This window comes from Sodalis sp. RH15, assembly GCF_047324255.1.
Taxonomy (GTDB): Bacteria; Pseudomonadota; Gammaproteobacteria; order Enterobacterales; family Enterobacteriaceae; genus Acerihabitans; species Acerihabitans ligni.
Map to the genome: position 1 here is coordinate 1,557,323 of NZ_CP178738.1, position 18,426 is coordinate 1,575,748.

The following is an 18,426-nucleotide window of genomic DNA, read 5'->3' on the forward strand; positions in this document are numbered from 1 at the left end:
AATCTATTGGGTAGGTATAAAAGAATTGTTTTTGCAGAACGACACCTTTCGGGTGACAGGGAAATATCCCCGGCAGTTTACCTGACCATAGCTTATTTTTTCTGCGCCGCGTTCCTCGGCCACCTTAAAGATAGGACAATCACTATGTTCAATTGGACCTCAGTACAGCGCAATGTGGCGACGGCTTGCTTTGCCTGTTGGATGCTGGATGCCTTCGATTTCTTTATCCTGGTGTTTGTATTAAGCGACCTCGCCAGCTGGTTTCATACCGATATCGCCAGCGTGTCCATCTCTATTATGCTGACTCTGGCGGTGCGTCCCCTGGGGGCGCTGCTTTTCGGCCGACTGGCGGAGAAATTCGGCCGGCGTCCCATACTGATGGTAAATGTCTTTATGTTCTCGCTGTTTGAATTGCTCTCCGCCTGGTCGCCGACGTTGGCGGCGTTTATTACCTTCCGGCTGCTGTATGGCGTGGCGATGGGCGGTATCTGGGGTGTGGCGTCGTCCCTGGCGATGGAAACCATTCCCGACCGCTCACGCGGGCTGATGTCGGGAATCTTCCAGGCCGGTTATCCCGCCGGGTATTTGCTGGCGGCGATCGTCTTTGGCCTGTTTGTCACAAGCGTAGGCTGGCGCGGCCTGTTCCTGATCGGCGCACTGCCGATTCTGCTGCTGCCGTATATCTATTTCAAAGTCCCCGAATCGCCGGTGTGGCTGGCGGCCCGTCAGCGGAAAGAGAGCGTGGCGCTGCTGCCTATTATCCGCACCCATTGGCGGCTATGTATTTATATGGTGATACTGATGGCCTGTTTCAACTTTTTCAGCCACGGTACCCAGGACTTATATCCCACCTTCCTGAAAGTGCAGCATGGCTTTGCCCCGCATACCGTCAGTATCATTGCTATCTGCTATAACATCGCCGCGATGCTCGGCGGGATCGTTTTCGGCACCTTCTCGGAAAAAATCGGCCGTAAAAAGGCGATGATTATCGCTTCGCTGCTGACGCTGCCGGTGTTACCGCTGTGGGCGTTTTCCACCGGTTCGGTCATGATCGGCGTCGGCGCGTTTTTGATGCAGTTCATGGTGCAGGGCGCCTGGGGCGTGGTGCCCACCTATCTGACGGAGCTGGTTCCAGCCAATTCACGGGCGGTACTGCCGGGGTTTGTTTATCAGCTGGGCAACTTGATTGCGTCGGTAAACGCTACCCTGCAGGCCCGTATCGCCGAAGCGCACGGCAATAATTACGGCCTGGCGATGGCCCTGGTGGCCGGCACCGTGGCGATACTGATCTGCGTGCTGGTTTCCTTTGGCCGTGAAACGCAGGGCATTAAAATTTCCGGGGCGGTGTCCGCGTCTCCCGAGGGCAACAAATAACGCGGGCTCAGGCGATATTGCGGCGGAATATCCCATACGCGGCGCTGCCGGTGGTGGCGGTGATCACCAGCAGCGGCCACAGGCTGTGCCAGATAATGCTGAAACCGGCATTTTTCAGGTAGATCTGCTTAATAATATCGGTGAAATGGCGCACCGGGTTTATCCAGGTCAGGGTTTGCAGCCACTGCGGCATATTTTCCACCGGCGCCACATAGCCCGATAACAGTATCGCCGGCATGATAAAGACGAAAACGCCGATAAACGCCTGCTGCTGGGTGGCGCACAGCGAGGAGATAAGCAGGCCGAACCCCACCAGCGACAGGCCGTAAATCAGCATGGCGGCGTAAAACAGCCACAGCGAGCCGGCAAAGGGGATCTGATAACCGAATATGCCTATCAACAGAATGAGGGTGGCCTGAAAGCCCGCCACCACCAGTGCCGGCACCGCTTTGCCGATAAAAATCTGCCCGGTGGTGAGCGGCGACACCAGCAATTGTTCCAACGTGCCCTGTTCCCGTTCCCGGGCCACCGACAGCGAGGTGACTATCAACACGCCGATGGTGGTGATCAGGGCAATCAGCGAGGGCACCACAAACCAGGTGTAATCCAGGTTCGGATTGTACCAGTTGCGGATGATCAACTGGCTGTTATCGACAGTTCCCTGCTGCCCGTTCAGCTCCAGCTGGTAGGCGGCGACGATCTGCTGGATATAATTGGCGGCGATTTGCGCGCTGTTGGAATTGCGCCCGTCGAGGATCAATTGCAGCGGCGCCGGAACGCCGCCGGCCAAATCCCGGGAGAACGCCGCCGGAAAGCGGATCAATAGCAGCGCCCGCTGGTTATCGAGGGTAGTTTGGATCTCCTTCGGGCTGCGCAACCATAAAATCCTGGAAAACGCCTGGGCTTTGGCGAAGCGCTGAGTCAGTTCAACCGCCGCCTGGCCGTTATCTTCGCTGTAAATAGCAATGGCGGCGTGCTTGACTTCAAGGGTAGCGGCAAAGGGAAACAGCACCGCTTGAAAAATCACCGGCATAATCAGCAGCGCCCGGGTCTGCGGGTCGCGCAGCAGGGCCTGAAGTTCCTTGATGATAAGCGTCCATAACCGGTGCAGCATAACGACTCCTTAATCCAGCCTGCGCCGGGTTTTCCAGGCGGTCAGGCCGATAAATCCCGCGGCGGAGGCCATGAGGAACAGGGTGTTTATCACCAGTATCCCGCCGATATTGCCCGCCAGAAACAGGCTTTGCAGGGTGCTGACAAAGTAGCGGGCCGGAATGATATAGGTGATGGCACGGACCACGGCGGGCATGCTGTCGATTTGAAAGATGAACCCGGACAGCATCACGGCGGGCAGAAAGGCCGCGTTCAGCGCCACCATGGCGGCATTGAACTGATTGCGGGTGAGGGTGGATATCAGCAGTCCCATGCCCAGCGTACTGGCGAGAAACAGACTGCTGATACCGAATAAAAGCCACAGCGAACCGCGAAACGGCACGTCCATCACAAACACCGACACCGCCATGCACAGCGCCATGGCCGCCATGCCGAGCACATAATAGGGCAAGAGCTTGGATAACAGCAGTTCGCCGCGGGTGACCTGGGTGGACAGCAGCGCTTCCATGGTGCCGCGCTCCCACTCGCGGGCTATCACCAGCGAGGTCAGGATGGCGCCGATCACCGTCATGATAATGGTGATGGCGCCGGGAATGATAAAATTCCGGCTGACCGCCGCCGGATTGAACCAGTAGCGCATTCTGATATCTATTGATTGCCCCAGGGGCTGGCCATGATCTTCGGCGCGCTGCTGTCGCCAAAGCTGCCAGATTCCCTGAGCGTATCCCTGGACAAAATTGGCGGTATTGGGCTCGCTGCCGTCGGTGATCACCTGGATGGGCGCGCTGTTGCCGGCGCGCTCCATATTAATGTCAAAGTCCGCCGGAATAACAATCAGGCCGCGGATGTCGCCGGACTGCATCCGGGCAATGAGCTGCCGCCGATTGGTGCCGATGGTGGGAGAGATATAAGGCGAGCCGGCAAAGGCGTAGGCCAGTTCGCGGGCCGGCGCGCTTTGCTGCTCCATTAGTATGCCGATATGCAGGCGGCTGGAATCCAGATTGATGCCGTAGCCGAAAATGAACAGCAGCATAATGGGAATGACAAAGGCTATCAGTCCGCTGCTGGGATCGCGCAGGATCTGGCGGGTTTCCTTGAGGCATAAGGCGCGCAGTCGGCGCCAGGAAAGGCCGCCGCCGTCATGCCGCTTCATCGCCGCTCTCCTTATCGTATTGCCCGATGAGCGCGATAAACGCCTGTTCCATGGTGGGGGACGCCGTCTGCGCATCCGCCGCCCGGCGCTTCAAGTCGTCGGGGGTGCCGCTGGCAATCAATTTGCCGTGGTACACCAGCCCGATGCGATCGCAGTACTCCGCTTCCTCCATGAAATGGGTGGTGACCATGACCGTCACGCCTTTTTCCACCATGCCGTTGATATGCAGCCAAAATTCCCGGCGGGTAATGGGATCGACGCCGGAAGTGGGTTCATCGAGAAAGAGGATAGCCGGCTCATGCATCAGCGAGCAGGCCAGCGCCAGACGCTGTTTGAATCCCAGCGGCAGGGTATCCGGCGTTTTTTTAAAAATAGGTTTGAAATCAAAAGCATCGCTCATGGCGGCAATTTTTTCCCGCTGACGTTTACCCCATAGGCCGTACACACCGGAAAAAAATCGCAGGTTTTGTTCCACGGTCAGATTCCCGTACAGGGAAAATTTTTGCGCCATATATCCCAGGCGCTGGCGCGCTTTGCCGGAGCTGGTCTTTAAATCCATTCCCAGTACCAGCGCTTTACCGCCGGTGGGCGCCATCAAACCGCACATCATTTTAAAGGTGGTGGATTTTCCGGCGCCGTTGGGACCCAGCAAGCCGAAGATTTCTCCGCGGCGCACCCGGAAGCTCACCCGGTCGGTAGCGGCGAAATCACCGAATTTTTTTGTCAGATCCCGCGCTTCGATGACAACTTCCCCCCGATCCCCCGCCACCGAAGGCATAATGTCCGCCAGGGCGGTTTTGATGGAGGGACCGCCGCCGAGCAAATCGATAAAGGCATCCTCGAATCGCGGGTCGGTTTCGGTGATATTTTCCGGCGGCAGCATGAGCGCGCCGGCAAGGGTCGCGGGATCGGCATCTTTAGCCAGGATCAGACGCACCGATCGGCCCTGTATTACCGCGTCGCTGATATGCGGCAGACGCAGCGCCCGCTGCAGCAATTGACGATGGGTACCGGACCGCGTACCGGCCAGAAGGGTGCGGCCGGCCATCCGGCCGGTGAGATCTTTCGGCGCGCCCTGGTATAACAAACGTCCTTCGTTAAGCAGCATAATGTCGCGGCACTGTTCCGCTTCATCCAGATAAGAAGTGCTCCAGAGGATCAGCATACCGTCGTCCGCCAGTTCATGCACCATGCGCCAGAGTTCGCGCCGGGAAATGGGATCCACCCCCACCCCCGGTTCGTCCAGCAGCAGGACCCTGGGCTGGCCGATGAGGGTACAGGCCAGGCCGAGTTTTTGCTTCATGCCGCCGGACAGCTTGCCGGCCAGGCGGCCGGTAAAATGGGTCAGATCGGTAAACTGCAATAATTTTGCGAAGGTGTCATGGCGCTGTTGGCCGGTAACGCCGCGCAAATCCGCATACAGCGCTAGATTTTCCTGTACCGTCAAATCTTCATACAGGCCGAATTTTTGCGGCATGTAACCGAGAACGGCACGCAGCCGGCGTTCATCCTTGATGGGGTCCAACCCCATGACGCGCACCGTGCCGCCGGTGGGGGTCAATAAACCGGCCAGCATGCGCAACAGGGTGGTTTTACCCGCGCCGTCAGGCCCCACCAATCCGGTTACCGCACCGCTTTGTATTACCATATCCAGGCTTGCCACCGCCGGTTTATCAAGCCCCGGGAAGGTTTTCTCCAACGCACTGAGCACAATAGGGTTAGCGGGCATCGGCGACGCCTGCGATGGAAGGAAAGCGCAACGTCACCGGCATACCTTGCCGCAGCCGGTCATCGGCGTCGGTAACGATGATTCGCAGGCGATACACCAGGTCCGTGCGCAATTCCGGCGTTTCGACGCTTTTGGGCGTGAACTCGGCGGTGGGCGAAACAAAACCGATTTTGCCGTGATAGACCTTGCCGGGAAGTCCGTCGGCGCTGATGTCCACCGCGCTGCCGGGCACCGCCTGGTCAAGATAACGTTCATCTATATAGGCCCGGATCCACACCGGCCGGGTCAGCGACAGGGTAAAGACGGTGCCGCCGGCATTCAGCATACTGCCGGACTCCTGGGCGCGGGTCAGTATAGTGCCGGCGGAGGGGGACAACAGCACGGTATCGGCCACATCCAGCGCCGCCTGAGCCAGAGCCGCCTGTGCCTGGGCGGCATCCGCCTGCGCGGAGGCGATCTCCTGCGGCCGGTTACCGGTCTGGTATTGCTGCAATTTATCCTTGGCCGCCTGTAAATTCGCTTTGGCCTGGTTGCGGGCGGTCAAGGCGTCGTCCATCTGGTCGGCGGAAATAGCCCGCTTTGCCCATGCCCCCTGCTGGCGCTGGAAGAAACTTTCGGCATAATTATAGGCCGCCTGCTGCTGCGCCAACTGCGAGCGCACCTGGGCGATTTCTTCGCTACGATAGCCGGCCAACTGCAAATCCAGTTTGGCCTGCGCGCTTGCAACATTGGCCTGCGCCTGCTGCAGGGCGTTGCGATAAGGCCCGTCATCCAATGTAGCCAGCACCTGGCCCGGTCGGATACTGTCCCCCTCGTCCACCGCCAGCTGCGCCAGGCGGCCTCCCACCCGGAAAGCGAGATTGACGGTACGGATATCCACGTTACCGTATAAGGTCAACGCCTGGTTTTGCCGGCCACGGTACGCCATCACGCCATAGACGGCTGCGGCAATCAGCGCCAGGATAACCACCGCCAAGGCTATTTTTTTTATATTCATGATATTTCGCCTGTTATCGGGCATTTGCAGCCCGCAATCCTTCGAGCAGCCAGTGGCTATGTTGTACCAAAACGGCATTGATAAGTGTGATTTGCGCCGGACTGAGCGCTTGCAGGCCGGTTTGCAAGGGCAGGTAAATTTTCTTCAGGGCAAAAAATAAGGGTTTACATATTTAATTAACGGTTATTAAAAAAATACTTGATCGTTGGCGGGATCGCGTCTATTATTTAATTATCGAACGTTAAGATATTAACGTCCCGTTTATAACTGATTAACGAGAAGAGATTAGACATTATGAAAAACCTGAAATTAGCTATCGCAGCCATTGCCCTGAGTACGTTATCTTTTGCCAGCTTAGCCGCTCAGGAAGTCACTTCACGCCCCGCCAATGAACAACCCGTGGGTATGGTTTCCGCCAGTACCACAGGTTCGCTGACCGATCTGCAATCCCAGCTGGCCGCCAAGGCGCAGGCAGCTGATGCTTCGTCTTACCGCATCGTTGCGGCCGGCGGCAACAATACGCTGCGCGGCAGTGCCGAACTGTATAAATAAGCATAAATAACAGCAGTAAATAAAAAGGCGGCCCCGGAGGGTCGCCTTTTCGTATCGGCCATCATCAAGTCAACTGCGGGGCAAGGGTTGAAATATCCGCAGCCGGTGGTGATAACGTTATTAGAACTGGTAGTTCAAACCAACACCCACCTGATTGTGGTAAGCGATACCCAGCTGGTTATCGCTGTCGATGCGGTTGATTTTGTAATCCACATAGGCGTTCATGTTCTTGTTGAAGTAATAGGTGGTGGATACGATATAGTATTTCACCAGATCCGCATCACCTACGCCTTCAACATCTTTGGCTTTCGACTGGAAGTAACCAACCAACGGTTTCAAGCCGAAATCGAACAGATAAGACGCGACAACTTCATAGTTCTGGGTTTTATTGGCGAACCCATTAGAGGAAATCGGCGTCATATTCTGGGTCTCGCCATACAAACCGGCAAGATAAACGCCCTGATGGTCATATTTCACACCGGCCGCCCACATTTCAGCCCGGTCGCCGTTGCCGTATTTCAGGCTGGTGACCTGCTGATTGTTGGTACGATCAGAGTTGGTATAGGTACCCAGGACCGATATATCGATAGGCGTGGTATAAGATACCGAGAAACCGTAACCGTCGCCGTTAGACTGTTTTTCGCCGCGGGCATTGGCGGTGCTTTCGTCATTGGCGCCCTGATACTGCATGCCGATATTCAAGCCGTCAACCAGGCCGAAGAAGCCGTTATTACGATACGTTGCCACGCCGGTGGCACGGCCGTTCATATAGTTGTCGGCGAAGCTGTAGGTCAGGTCATCGAAGATGGGCGCGATATCGGTGATGGACGCTACGTCGTACGCGATACCCCAGTTACGGCCGTAATCGAACGAACCAAATTTATTGAATTTCAAACCAGCAAAACCAAGACGGGTTTTATTACCAGTCTGGCTATCCGAGCCGCCTTCGGTATTGTTGTTCTGGAAGTTATATTCCCATTGGCCGTAACCGGTAATGTCATCATTGATCTTGGTTTGTCCCTTGAAGCCCAAACGCAAGAAGCTGTTGTCACCATCAATGGAGGTGGTTTTACTAAAGTAATGTCGTGCGCGCAAGCTGCCGTATAAGTCCAGCTTATTGCCGTCGGCGTCGTATATCACCGCGGCATGAACAGCTGGTGCTAACAATGTAGCTAAAACGGCTAATGCTATCTTCTTCATCACTATTTCCTTACCAAATACTTTCGTGTTTAAGTAAAGGACTCACCCTTTTGATGGCTGATGTCCGGGGCTAACCAAAATGTTATTTGTTTGATAAAAGCTCAAATGTCATGGGATCGTCCCTAGAGAAATTATCCTGTCGCCTAATTTCGGAGGATAGTATCAGCTAAAGGGCCATGTTGATTGTGAACTTTTCATTAAATTAGCAGTCTGCGATTTTTGTGCTACGGTCTCCCTTCCTCGGCAAAAACCCGATTATTTACCTTAAATGCGTTTTCACGACACCCCGGAACTCAATATCGGGCCATTTACCAGATCACAATAATTTAAAGTCAATTAACATCTGGTTAAGTTTTTATGATCTCTTTGCGCCTCATTGCATGCCGTTTTTTTACTAAACGAAAACCAGGCGTCTAATACGGCAATCCGAGACAACGCACGTTATGCACCCGGCGTGCTGCAGGAAAAACATCCAGCGCGTCATTTAACCGCTACATCGACGCCGTGAAGTCCTGCGGAAATCATCGGGTGCTACGATAACTTGTCATACAGATTTAAAAGTTGAGAGCCATCACAAAACCCTATTTTATTACAGGATATTCAATCTATGTCCAGTAGTATCATTTTGAGGCGCTTTTCCGCTTCTTGATGATATTTTGTGTTGATAACTTTGCGTAAATGTTAAATTTGTTAAACATTGAACGATATATCTCATACCAAAACCGTCTAAAACTGAATTGGTATAACATATTTCAACATTTAGGAAACATTCCTTTGGCGTTCAATCTTTTGACGACACATCTATCCACTGAATTTTCTCCCATATTGCCTGTCCAATTTCCCCATACAGCATTTTCTGCGTTTCGACGGCTGCGGGTGATTGCATGAAATGTGATGCGGTTCAAATTTTTCATGCACCATGGTTTCTCGCAATCAAATATGTATGACATCTGCCCGCAAACAAACCCAGGCATTGCGTTCTTTAACGAAGCTCGCGCATCAATACCGATGCCGTACATTCCCTCTGCAGATGAAAAAATCAGCACAATAATAAAGCGGTTCGTATTTTGAACAAAATAAAATGCCCATAACATCGGGAAAAATGTCATGTCTTCTTTTATCCGTCTCTCTGCGGCAGTTATTATCGGGGCGATTTTAGGCGTCCGTGGGACTTTGCCTCATTGATTGGGTAAGTACAAATACTTTTTTTTGCTATGAATTGTCACATCGATATAGGCTAACGGCTTTTGTCTCATAAGGCTTCGGCGAAGCGTCCACTCTTATTAGGACATTTGCCCATTTTCAGGCGAAATTATATACACACTATTTCGAATTTTTTAATGAAATTAATTACTTTAGTTCGCAATAAAATTCATGGTTTTCTCCGGCCGACCTCTTTGGATTCCGGACGACGGATTAAGTCCTGGCATGGTTCGGACGGCTAATCAGACTGGCGGAAAGCCGATCGAGCATCATCGCCAATAGCACCACCACGATGCCGCTTTGCAATCCCTGGCCGATATCCAACTGCTGTATGCTGGTCAAAACATCATTGCCCAGCCCGCCGGCCCCCACCATGGAAGCGATAATAACCATCGACATGGCCATCATGATGGTTTGATTAACGCCGGCCATAATAGAAGGCAGGGCGTTCGGCAATTGCACTTTCCATAATAATTGCCGTCGGGTGCAGCCAAAAGCCAGGCCGGCCTCGATCAGGCTCTTTTCCACCTGACGGATACCCAAATCGGTTAACCGCACCACCGGCGGCATGGCAAACAGCACGGTGGCGAAAATACCCGGCGGCCGGCCGAGACCGAATAAAATGACGGCGGGAATCAGATAGACAAATGCGGGCATGGTTTGCATGAAATCCAGCATGGGCCTGACGATGGTCCCGGCCCGTTGGCGGCGGGCGATCGTGATACCCAGGGGGATGCCCGCCAGCAGGCTGAAAAGGGTGGAGGAGAGGGTGAGGGCCAGCGTTACCGTGGCATGTTCGCCATAACCGCTGTAGATAATATACAGGGTCGCGGCAGTAGTGAATAACGCAAAACCCACGCCGATGCGCCACAGGCTCACCCCCACCGCGATAGCCATTAGACCCCAGGGCGACAGCCAGCCCAGTCCCTGTTCCAATCCGCCGGCCACGCCATCGATGATCCGGGAGACGGCATCAAAAAACGGACCGCCGTGGGAGAGCAGGTAACGGATGCCGCTGTCGATTTCGGCGCTGAAATCAAAGGGTGTGGTCATGGGCGCCCTCAGTGGCCGGATGGCCGAACGCACCGGCGAAATTTTCCGCCAGCACATAACGGGAGGTATCGATGCCCGAGAAGAAGCGTCGGACGTAAGCATTGGCCGGCGCGTTGATAATCTCTTCGGCGGTGCCTATCTGGATGACTTTTCCCTGTTCCATAATGGCGATGCGGCTGCCGATGCGCAGCGCCTCTTCGATGTCATGGGTGACGAAGATCAGCGTCCGCTGCCGCTGCGCCTGGAGATCCAGCAAGAGATCCTGCATTTCCCGACGGTTGATGGGGTCCAGGGCGGAAAAGGCCTCATCCATTAATAACAGCGTCGGATTAACCGCCAGGGCGCGCGCCAGTCCCACCCGTTGCTGCATGCCGCCGGATAATTGATAGGGCAGTTGCCGCGCTACCTGCGCCAGTCCCACCTGTTCCAGCACCGCCATCGCCTGCCGGTGCCGCTGCCGGACATCGACGCCGGCCAGTTCCAGCCCAAAGGCGGCGTTGTCCAGTACGGTTCGGGTCGGCAGCAGGGCGAAGGATTGAAATACCATGCTCATGTCATGGCGGCGCAGGGCGATGAGCTCAGCGTCGGATAATGCCGACATGGCGGCGCCGTTAAAATAGACTTCTCCGTCGCTTGGGGCAATAAGCCGGTTGACCGTCCGCAGCAGGGTAGACTTTCCCGATCCCGACAGGCCCACCAGCACAAAAATTTCGCCGCGGTTTACCGTCAGGGAAATATCATTCAGGGCCACCGACCAATTATGCCGCGCAAATAACTGTGCCGGGTCCGCCCCCTGTCGCAAATGCGCCAGGGCATTCTGCGCGCCGGGGCCGAATATTTTAAAAAGCCTGTTTATGCTGACCAGAGTTTCACTCATAAAGAATTTCTAATAGCATGACTATTGCCATCGGCACAGGCTATAAGAAAACACGTATCGTCCTATACATTATTATCATATGAGTTATAGCTAAAAAGTTTAAACAAAATTCACGACGGCCGGGGTATTTTCTTCCCGCGGATAAAAGCTTAGCGCCTCCCTTAAAAGCCATTCTTTGACTTTCAGGTTCAAGGGACTGTCACTTTCCGGTATCGGTTGAATTAAATAATAGCCCCGCTCGGTGCGGCACTCCGGCCCGCAGGTCACCAGCTCGCCGCTGGATAAAAACTGATCCACCAGGGGCCGCCAGCCCAATGCCACGCCTTGGCCCTTTATGGCCGCCTGGATAACCAGGGTATAGGCGTTAAACGTCAGCGAGGTGACACCCTCGCCGGGGTCCAAACGCTGCCGGCGAAACCATTCCGTCCAATTGAGCCAGCGGGAGGGGCGGGGATCGGGCAGATTCAGTAGCGGCAGGCGCAGCAGGCTTTCCGCGCTCTCCGGCCGGCCGTGGGCCAGGAAAAATTGCGGGCTGCAGACCGGCACCACCCGTTCAGGAAACAGCTTATCGCTCCGGCAGCCGGGCACCTGCCCGTCGCCAAAAGAGATGGCCAGATGGGCGCTGCTGTCGCGCAGCGAAAATTCATTGGGTGAGGTGGAAATCTGCACATCCACATTGGGAATCAAGCGTTGCAACGGGTCCAGCCGCGGCAGGAGCCAGTAGCCGGCAAAACCCATATCGGTGTCGATACGCAATACATCCCTTTGTATTTTCGACTGAATTTTCTCAATCTGCCGACTGATGCCCTGCAGGCTGGCGCGGACGATTTGATAGAGCTGTTCGCCGGTTTCCGTCAGTACCACGCCGCGGTGACGACGCTCGAACAGGGGCGTGCCCAGTTGATTTTCCAGCGCATTGATGCGCTGGCTGACCGCCGGCTGCGAGGAACCTAATTCCAGCGAGGCGGCGGTGAAATTCAAATGCCGCGCCGCCGCTTCAAATACAGCCAATGCCTGTAACGGCGGGAGCCGAGATTTGCCAGACATAACGTCTCCTTATTGACCGATAAGAAAATACCCGGTTCACAGAAAAAAATGTTTGTGCGATAAAAGTACCACTGCCAAGGTGGGTTATTTAAAGCGAATTATTAACTATGCTTAGAAAGAAACCGAATATCGTAATATTAATGGCCGATCAATTGAGCGCCGGAGCGTTATCCGCTTATGGAAATACCGTCAGCCTGACACCGCATATTGATTCTCTCGCGCGGGAGGGCGTAATATTCAATTCGGCTTATTGCAATAGTCCATTATGTGCCCCTTCCCGATCGTCATTAATGACCGGACAATTTATTTCCCATAACGGCGTCTATGATAATGCCGCGGAATTTCGCGCCGAGAATCCGACCTTTTGTCATTATTTACGCCGTGAGGGTTATAAGACCTATCTGTCCGGGAAAATGCATTTTTGCGGCCCCGATCAGTTGCATGGTTTTGATGAACGCCTGACCACCGATATCTATCCGGCGGACTTCGGCTGGACGCCGGACTGGCGCAATCCCCAGCGGCGGTTGGATTGGTATCATAACATGAGCTCGGTGCTGGATGCCGGAGAGTGCATCCGTACCAATCAGCTGGATTTTGATGACGAGGCGCTGTTTTTCGCCCGGCAAAAATTGTTCGATATCGCCCGCCAGGGTAATGAACAGCCGTTTCTGCTGGTGATGTCCCTGACCCATCCCCACGATCCCTTCGCCATACCGCGTCGTTACCTGGAGAGATACCGGGAACAGGACATCGATCTGCCGCGGGTATCGGCCGCGGATGTGGCGGACGATCCTCACTCCCGGCGGCTGCGCAGTATGTATCAGCTGACCGACGGCCTGTTGAGCCAACAGCAGATACGCCGGGCACGGCATGCCTATTATGGCGCGCTGGCCTATGTTGACGATCAGTTCGGCCAGATCAAAGAGACCCTGGCGGCTACCGGCCTGGCTGAGGACACCATCACCATCGTGCTCTCCGATCATGGGGAAATGCTGGGGGAGCGGGGCCTTTGGTACAAAATGAATTTTTATGAAGGCGCGGCGCGTGTTCCCCTTATCGTGCACGCTCCCGGCCGTTTTGCCCCTCGACATATTTCGCAGAACGTGTCGCTGGTGGATGTGCTGCCGACGTTGGTTGAGCTGGCGGCGGGCAGTGCGCCGACGCCGGAACAGAGCGCCGCTCCCCTGGACGGGCGCAGCCTGGTGCCCTATCTAACAGGAGAAACGGGCGGCGATGGCGGCGATAACGTCGCTTACGGCGAATATTTGGCGGAAGGCGCGCTGGCGCCGATTGTCATGATTCGCCGCGGACCGTGGAAATATATCGCCTCCCCCGGCGAACCGGCGCAGTTATACGATATCAGCCGGGACCCGCTGGAGCTGCATAATCTGGCGGCATCCCCCGAATACGGCAATGACATTGCCGGCTTTGAACGGGAGGCGGCTCTGCGCTGGGATCTGGACGCCCTTAACCGGCAGGTGCTGGCCAGCCAGCACAAGCGCTTATTTCTTAATGAAGTCCTGGGGGAAGCGGCGGCATGGGATTACCAGCCGCGCCAGGACGCAGGCCAACGATACATCCGTAATAACCAGACCCTGGATGAGCAGGAGGCGCGGGCGCGCTATCCTCGCCCGTCCTCAACCCGCTCATGATGATTATAACGAGGTATAAAATGCGTGTGTTTTCTGCTGTATTTACTCTGGGGATGTCTCTGGCCGCCGGTCTGCCTATGGCCTATGCCGCCGACAATGCCGACTGCGGCGTAGTGAAGATGTCCGATCCGGGCTGGACCGATATCGGCGCCACCAATGGCGTGGCCGGCGTGCTGCTGGAGGGATTGGGCTATAAACAGCAGGTACAGAATCTCTCCGTGGCCCTGGCCTATCAAGGGCTTAAAACCGGTCAGCTGGATGTGTTTCTCGGTAACTGGATGCCGGCCCAGCGGCCGGTGATATCGAAATTCACCGGCGATGGCTCGGTGCAGGTGCTGGGGGCCAATCTCAACAGCGCCAAGTTCACCCTGGCGGTGCCGGACTACGTAGCCCGGGGCGGCGTGAAGGACTTTGCCGACCTGGCCGGATACGGCGATAAGTTCGATCGCAAAATCTATGGCATCGCCCCCGGCGCGCCGGCCAACCAGAATATCAAGACCATGCTGGATAAGCATGATTTTAACCTGACCGGCTGGACGCTGGTGGAATCCAGCGAAAGCGGCATGCTGGCGCAGGTGGATCGGGCGGTGGCGAAACAGCAGTGGATTGTGTTTCTCGGCTGGGAGCCCCATGCGATGAATACCCATCATAAGCTGGTCTATCTCAGCGGCGGGGATAAATACTTCGGCCCCAATTACGGCAGCGCCACGGTGAATACCGTGACCCGCAAAGACTATAGCGCGTTATGCCCTAATGCCGGCCGGCTGTTCAGCCAGCTGACGTTTACCGTGGATTTGGAAAATGTGCTCATCAAGCGCGCACTGGATGATAAACAAACCCCCCGCGATGCCGCGCGCGAGGAGCTCAAGCAGCATCCGGAGCTGTTGTCCCGCTGGCTGGACGGCGTCACCACCCTCCAGGGGCAGCCGGGCCTGGCGGCGGTACGGCAGTCGCTGGCGCTGTAGATCTTTTACATGAACCCCGACAGGGCTCGGTATAACATTGGTGTGTATCTCACCCTAGCCAAGCGCTTGATTATATCTGGCGCTTGGTATGTTTATTATTATATGATTCGATAGGATAAATTTTTTAACTTGAGGCGATCATATTATATTATTGGACTTTAAAGCCAGACAGCGAAAGTCCGACAAGATCACAAATATGATTTATATTATTGCGTTTCTAAAACTTTGAAACACAGTGATCCCGCCATTTGAAACCGCCGCTGCGCTGGCCCAATCGGGCATTTATTCAGCCCGCCCGCGGCGGGCTAAGCTAAACTCACTCTTTTCCGGTAAACGCCGAATAGCGCCGCTGGGCTAGGATACCTGGCCGAAGCAGTCATGCCAGGACCGGTTTGGAAATAAACAGAAATTATCCGTTATTTATCGAGCCGTTCATTAGTTTGAAAACCAAGCCAAAAAAGACAAGAACATTCAGTTCAAACATGACCATATTCGTCAAACATAATTACTTTAGAGATATTATTACCATTATTAAAAATTTAAATTTAGAAATAATTATATGCTCAAAAATTTAAATCCATCATTTTTTTATGATAATTTAATATGGTGTAATAATTAAAAATTTTCATCATTAAAAATTAATTTTAAGTTAAATTTTGCTTTATGATATAAAAAATTCCTAGTGTTTAAGGGCATAAGTGGATCATTTTAAAACAAATTAATATATTGAAAATATTACCTATTGATCAATTTTCGCTAATGCTACTAATTCAATGGTAGGATATTTTTTTGATAATGATAATTCACTGCATCAAAAGAATAACTTGTCTTATTAGCTCTGCTCCCACGATGGCTCCCCCTGATTTCTTTACTTGCCTTCTATATCTGAACGGGTATAATTTATGACTCATAAACGTAAAATCCTCTATTGGGAGAGCTCTTCGAAAAGAGATTTCAAAACCTTCCCGGTTTCCGTTCAAAAGGACATGGGCATCGGATTGTTTGTGGTGCAGTTGGGCCAAACTCCCGAGTCGGTAAGATCTTGGAAAGGGCTCGGTCCGGGAGTCTACGAGCTGGTAGGTGACCACCGAGGCGATACATTTCGGGCTGTTTACACATTACGGATCAAAGAGGCAATACATGTTTTGCACGCATTTCAAAAGAAATCAAAGTCCGGCATCGCCACGCCGCGGCCGGATGTGGAACTGATCGAAAAAAGGTTTAAGGCAGTACTCACTCGCTATGCGGAGGACAGGAGATAGTGATGACCAACAAAAGCCATGCTCAAGGTTCTGATAATGTATTGTTTGATCTTGGATTTGAAGACGCGGAAGAACTATCGGCAAAAGCGGCGCTGGCGATTAAACTCAACGAATTAATCAAAAAGAGAGGCCTAAGTCAGGTGGAAGCTGCCGAAATAACCGGTATGACTCAGCCTAAGATATCTCAGGTTCGCCGTTATAAGCTGCAAAACATTTCTCTGGAAAGGCTCATGCAGGCTCTGGTGTCGTTTGACCAGCATGTGGAGATCAGCGTCCAGCCCGCGCGCCAGGCTTATGCCGCCGGTATTACGGTTGCGGCATGACGGAAACGGACCTTAAGCATCGCATCTAACCGTGGTGTAGATATATCCATTTTGAAGGCTCGGATTGACGAATCAAGTGAATTTATTTATATCCTTTATCATCTTGCTGCCGCACAAACCCCCGGCGAAGTGACCGTGTTTAGAATGGTGAAACAACCGGTGGACTATCAGCAGCGATATCAGCCCGCACGCGGCGGGCTAAGCTAAGCTCACTCTTTTCCGGCAAACGCCGGGCAGCTATCGTTCGGCGACACCAGCCGATCGTGGCGGCGGCATAACCGCGAATCGCCGATGCTGGCGCCGAAGGCCGATCCCAGCATGGCGAGGCCGGGTATCAGCTGCTCGGTTCCGCCGCGATCCCGCAGGCAAAAGCGGCAGTGTTCGCAGCGACGTTCGGCGGGGGTGTTCATCAGGAATTACCCAGCTGATTCCAGAAATCCGCGAAGACATGCACCGACAGGAAATAGCCCAGCAGCACGTTGATTACCACGCCGACGGTAAACGCCCAGAACGGACGCAGTCCGGTGCTGGTCAGGCTGGCAAAGCGGGTGCTCAGGCCGATGCTCAGGAAGCAGAAAATAAAGGCCCAGGTGCGCAGCGCGGTAATCGGCGCGATAAAGGCCGGGGTGACGGTGGTGCGGTATTCAGCCAGGGAGTAATGGCTGCTCAGCCAGGTGACGAACACCGAAGCCACGACGAACCCGATCACGAATTTCGGGAAACGCCGCCAGATTTCCCCGGAACCGGCTCTGGCGCTGACGGTGCCATCTTCACCGCGCCACCAGGTGGTGGCCACGATGGCCAGGGCGAAGGCCCAGATGCCGATCCAGATATCCCGGCCGATAACCTTCATCAGGGTAAAAGCCTGCACGGCGGCATCGGGATTGCCGGCAATGGCGCCCCCAGAGTGGGCGGCAAAATCACTGTAGGTTTGCGCGGCGGCGATGCCGGCGGCATCGGCGAACTCCGAGGTGCCTATCCAGGCGCCGGCCACGCCGGTGGACAGTCCCAGCGCCCGGGAGATAAACGGCAGCGCCAGCAGCGATACGATGGCCCAGATGATCACCAGGGAGATGGCGACGGAAGCCTGTTCCCGTTTGGCTCGCACGGCACCCGCCACGGCAATGGCCGCGGATACGCCGCACACCGCGCCGCCGACGCCCAGTACGGCGGCGAAGCGGTTTTCCAGACCGAGCAAGCGGCCGGTGATAAAAATGGCGAAAAAGGTCACCAGGGAGACAATGGCCGCCTGGCCTATGGCCACCGGTCCGGCCCATTGAATCAGCGTCAGCGGCAGCGTCGCCCCCAACAGCACGATACCGATTTTGATGTAATATTCCACCCGTAGACTGCGCGCCAGCCAGTCCGGAATTTGCCAGATATTGGATACCACCAGCCCTAATACCAGCGCCAGCAACGGCGGTTCGAGGTTATAACGAGACGCACTGGCCCAGGCGCCGAGCTGGAAAATAAAGACCGAAACAATAAACAGGACAGTGAAGCCGCCGAGGAATTTTCGGCTGTCATGTCCGATAATGGCGCTGCTGATGGTTAATAATACCGCCCATACCAGATAGAGGCCGCCTAATGCCGGCAAGCGGCGCAGTAAATCGGCGCCGGCTTCACCCAGCGTGGTCCATTTGGTCGGCCCGGTGGCCAGCCATTTCAGGCTGCCGCCCTGGGAAAAAAGAATATACGCGGCGCTGATTAATATCAGCGCCAGGAAAATCGACCACCAATCCTCCTGCTGCCACCAGCGGGAAGAGGACCGCCCGTCAGGTGATTTTATTACCACGTCGCTGCTTTCACTTGTGCTCATGATTTTGCCTCTATTTTGCCTTGCCGAATGGAGAAAAATATTTTTTTAACTTTTTATGCTTTGAAGAGAAAATAGCGAAATTGATACCCCGAGGATATTATCTTTCT

The 18,426-nt window shown here is 54.4% G+C and carries 17 protein-coding genes; 6 read left to right on the forward strand and 11 right to left on the reverse strand.

What is annotated here, in order from left to right; translation table 11 throughout:
• Positions 1-144: 144 nt before the first annotated feature.
• Complete coding sequence (locus ACL2XO_RS07295) at positions 145-1,374, forward strand: MFS transporter (protein ID WP_132923082.1); 1,230 nt, start codon at positions 145-147, stop codon at positions 1,372-1,374.
• A gap of 7 nt (positions 1,375-1,381) precedes the next feature.
• Here ACL2XO_RS07295 and ACL2XO_RS07300 read toward each other — a convergent pair whose 3' ends face one another.
• Genes ACL2XO_RS07300 through hlyD form a run of 4 tightly spaced genes read right to left on the reverse strand, consistent with a single transcriptional unit; the run spans position 1,382 to position 6,366 of the window.
• The gene (locus ACL2XO_RS07300) at positions 1,382-2,488 is read right to left on the reverse strand and encodes an ABC transporter permease (RefSeq protein ID WP_413742463.1); all 1,107 of its coding nucleotides are present in this window, start codon (positions 2,486-2,488) and stop codon (positions 1,382-1,384) included.
• A gap of 9 nt (positions 2,489-2,497) precedes the next feature.
• A complete protein-coding gene (locus ACL2XO_RS07305; protein ID WP_203522536.1) occupies positions 2,498-3,640 on the reverse strand; it encodes an ABC transporter permease in 1,143 nt (380 codons plus the stop codon).
• Positions 3,627-5,369 carry an ATP-binding cassette domain-containing protein gene (locus tag ACL2XO_RS07310; protein WP_413742464.1) on the reverse strand — a complete coding sequence of 581 codons (1,743 nt, stop codon included), beginning with the start codon at positions 5,367-5,369 and terminating at the stop codon, positions 3,627-3,629. The genes ACL2XO_RS07305 and ACL2XO_RS07310 overlap by 14 nt, the downstream gene beginning before the upstream one ends.
• Positions 5,359-6,366, reverse strand: a complete 1,008-nt coding sequence (gene hlyD / locus ACL2XO_RS07315) for a secretion protein HlyD (protein WP_413742465.1) — start codon at positions 6,364-6,366, stop codon at positions 5,359-5,361. Before hlyD ends, ACL2XO_RS07310 begins: the two co-directional genes overlap by 11 nt.
• 294 nt (positions 6,367-6,660) lie before the next feature.
• Here hlyD and bhsA point away from each other — a divergent pair, with 294 nt between their 5' ends.
• Positions 6,661-6,918, forward strand: a complete 258-nt coding sequence (gene bhsA / locus ACL2XO_RS07320) for a multiple stress resistance protein BhsA (protein ID WP_132923077.1) — start codon at positions 6,661-6,663, stop codon at positions 6,916-6,918.
• Between the two features lie 120 nt (positions 6,919-7,038).
• Here bhsA and ACL2XO_RS07325 read toward each other — a convergent pair whose 3' ends face one another.
• The 5 genes from ACL2XO_RS07325 to ACL2XO_RS07345 form a co-directional block, all read right to left on the reverse strand.
• Complete coding sequence (locus ACL2XO_RS07325) at positions 7,039-8,118, reverse strand: porin (RefSeq protein ID WP_413726777.1); 1,080 nt, start codon at positions 8,116-8,118, stop codon at positions 7,039-7,041.
• A 752-nt stretch (positions 8,119-8,870) separates the two neighbouring features.
• On the reverse strand, positions 8,871-9,227 hold the full coding sequence (locus tag ACL2XO_RS07330; RefSeq protein WP_413742466.1) for a hypothetical protein: 357 nt from the start codon (positions 9,225-9,227) through the stop codon (positions 8,871-8,873).
• Positions 9,228-9,534: 307 nt separating this feature from the next.
• Positions 9,535-10,374: an ABC transporter permease gene (locus ACL2XO_RS07335; protein WP_203522528.1), complete on the reverse strand. Its 840-nt coding sequence runs from the start codon at positions 10,372-10,374 to the stop codon at positions 9,535-9,537.
• Complete coding sequence (locus ACL2XO_RS07340) at positions 10,358-11,251, reverse strand: ATP-binding cassette domain-containing protein (RefSeq protein WP_413726780.1); 894 nt, start codon at positions 11,249-11,251, stop codon at positions 10,358-10,360. Before ACL2XO_RS07340 ends, ACL2XO_RS07335 begins: the two co-directional genes overlap by 17 nt.
• Positions 11,252-11,350: 99 nt before the next feature.
• On the reverse strand, positions 11,351-12,298 hold the full coding sequence (locus tag ACL2XO_RS07345; protein WP_413742467.1) for a choline sulfate utilization transcriptional regulator: 948 nt from the start codon (positions 12,296-12,298) through the stop codon (positions 11,351-11,353).
• A 107-nt stretch (positions 12,299-12,405) separates the two neighbouring features.
• On the opposite strand from ACL2XO_RS07345, the gene betC reads away from it, so the two are divergent.
• The 4 genes from betC to ACL2XO_RS07365 all read left to right on the forward strand — a co-directional run bounded on the left by betC (position 12,406) and on the right by ACL2XO_RS07365 (position 16,500).
• A complete protein-coding gene (gene betC, locus ACL2XO_RS07350; protein ID WP_413742468.1) occupies positions 12,406-13,950 on the forward strand; it encodes a choline-sulfatase in 1,545 nt (514 codons plus the stop codon).
• 20 nt (positions 13,951-13,970) lie between these two features.
• A complete protein-coding gene (gene choX / locus ACL2XO_RS07355) occupies positions 13,971-14,915 on the forward strand; it encodes a choline ABC transporter substrate-binding protein (RefSeq protein WP_413742469.1) in 945 nt (314 codons plus the stop codon).
• A 902-nt stretch (positions 14,916-15,817) separates the two neighbouring features.
• Positions 15,818-16,177, forward strand: a complete 360-nt coding sequence (locus tag ACL2XO_RS07360; protein WP_203522518.1) for a type II toxin-antitoxin system RelE/ParE family toxin — start codon at positions 15,818-15,820, stop codon at positions 16,175-16,177.
• A gap of 2 nt (positions 16,178-16,179) precedes the next feature.
• Positions 16,180-16,500, forward strand: coding sequence for a helix-turn-helix domain-containing protein (locus ACL2XO_RS07365; protein WP_413726784.1), 321 nt, complete (start codon positions 16,180-16,182; stop codon positions 16,498-16,500).
• A gap of 209 nt (positions 16,501-16,709) precedes the next feature.
• Here ACL2XO_RS07365 and ACL2XO_RS07370 read toward each other — a convergent pair whose 3' ends face one another.
• Complete coding sequence (locus ACL2XO_RS07370; protein WP_132923067.1) at positions 16,710-16,910, reverse strand: hypothetical protein; 201 nt, start codon at positions 16,908-16,910, stop codon at positions 16,710-16,712.
• The gene (locus ACL2XO_RS07375; RefSeq protein WP_132923066.1) at positions 16,910-18,319 is read right to left on the reverse strand and encodes a YeiH family protein; all 1,410 of its coding nucleotides are present in this window, start codon (positions 18,317-18,319) and stop codon (positions 16,910-16,912) included. The genes ACL2XO_RS07370 and ACL2XO_RS07375 overlap by 1 nt, the downstream gene beginning before the upstream one ends.
• Positions 18,320-18,426: the final 107 nt, after the last annotated feature.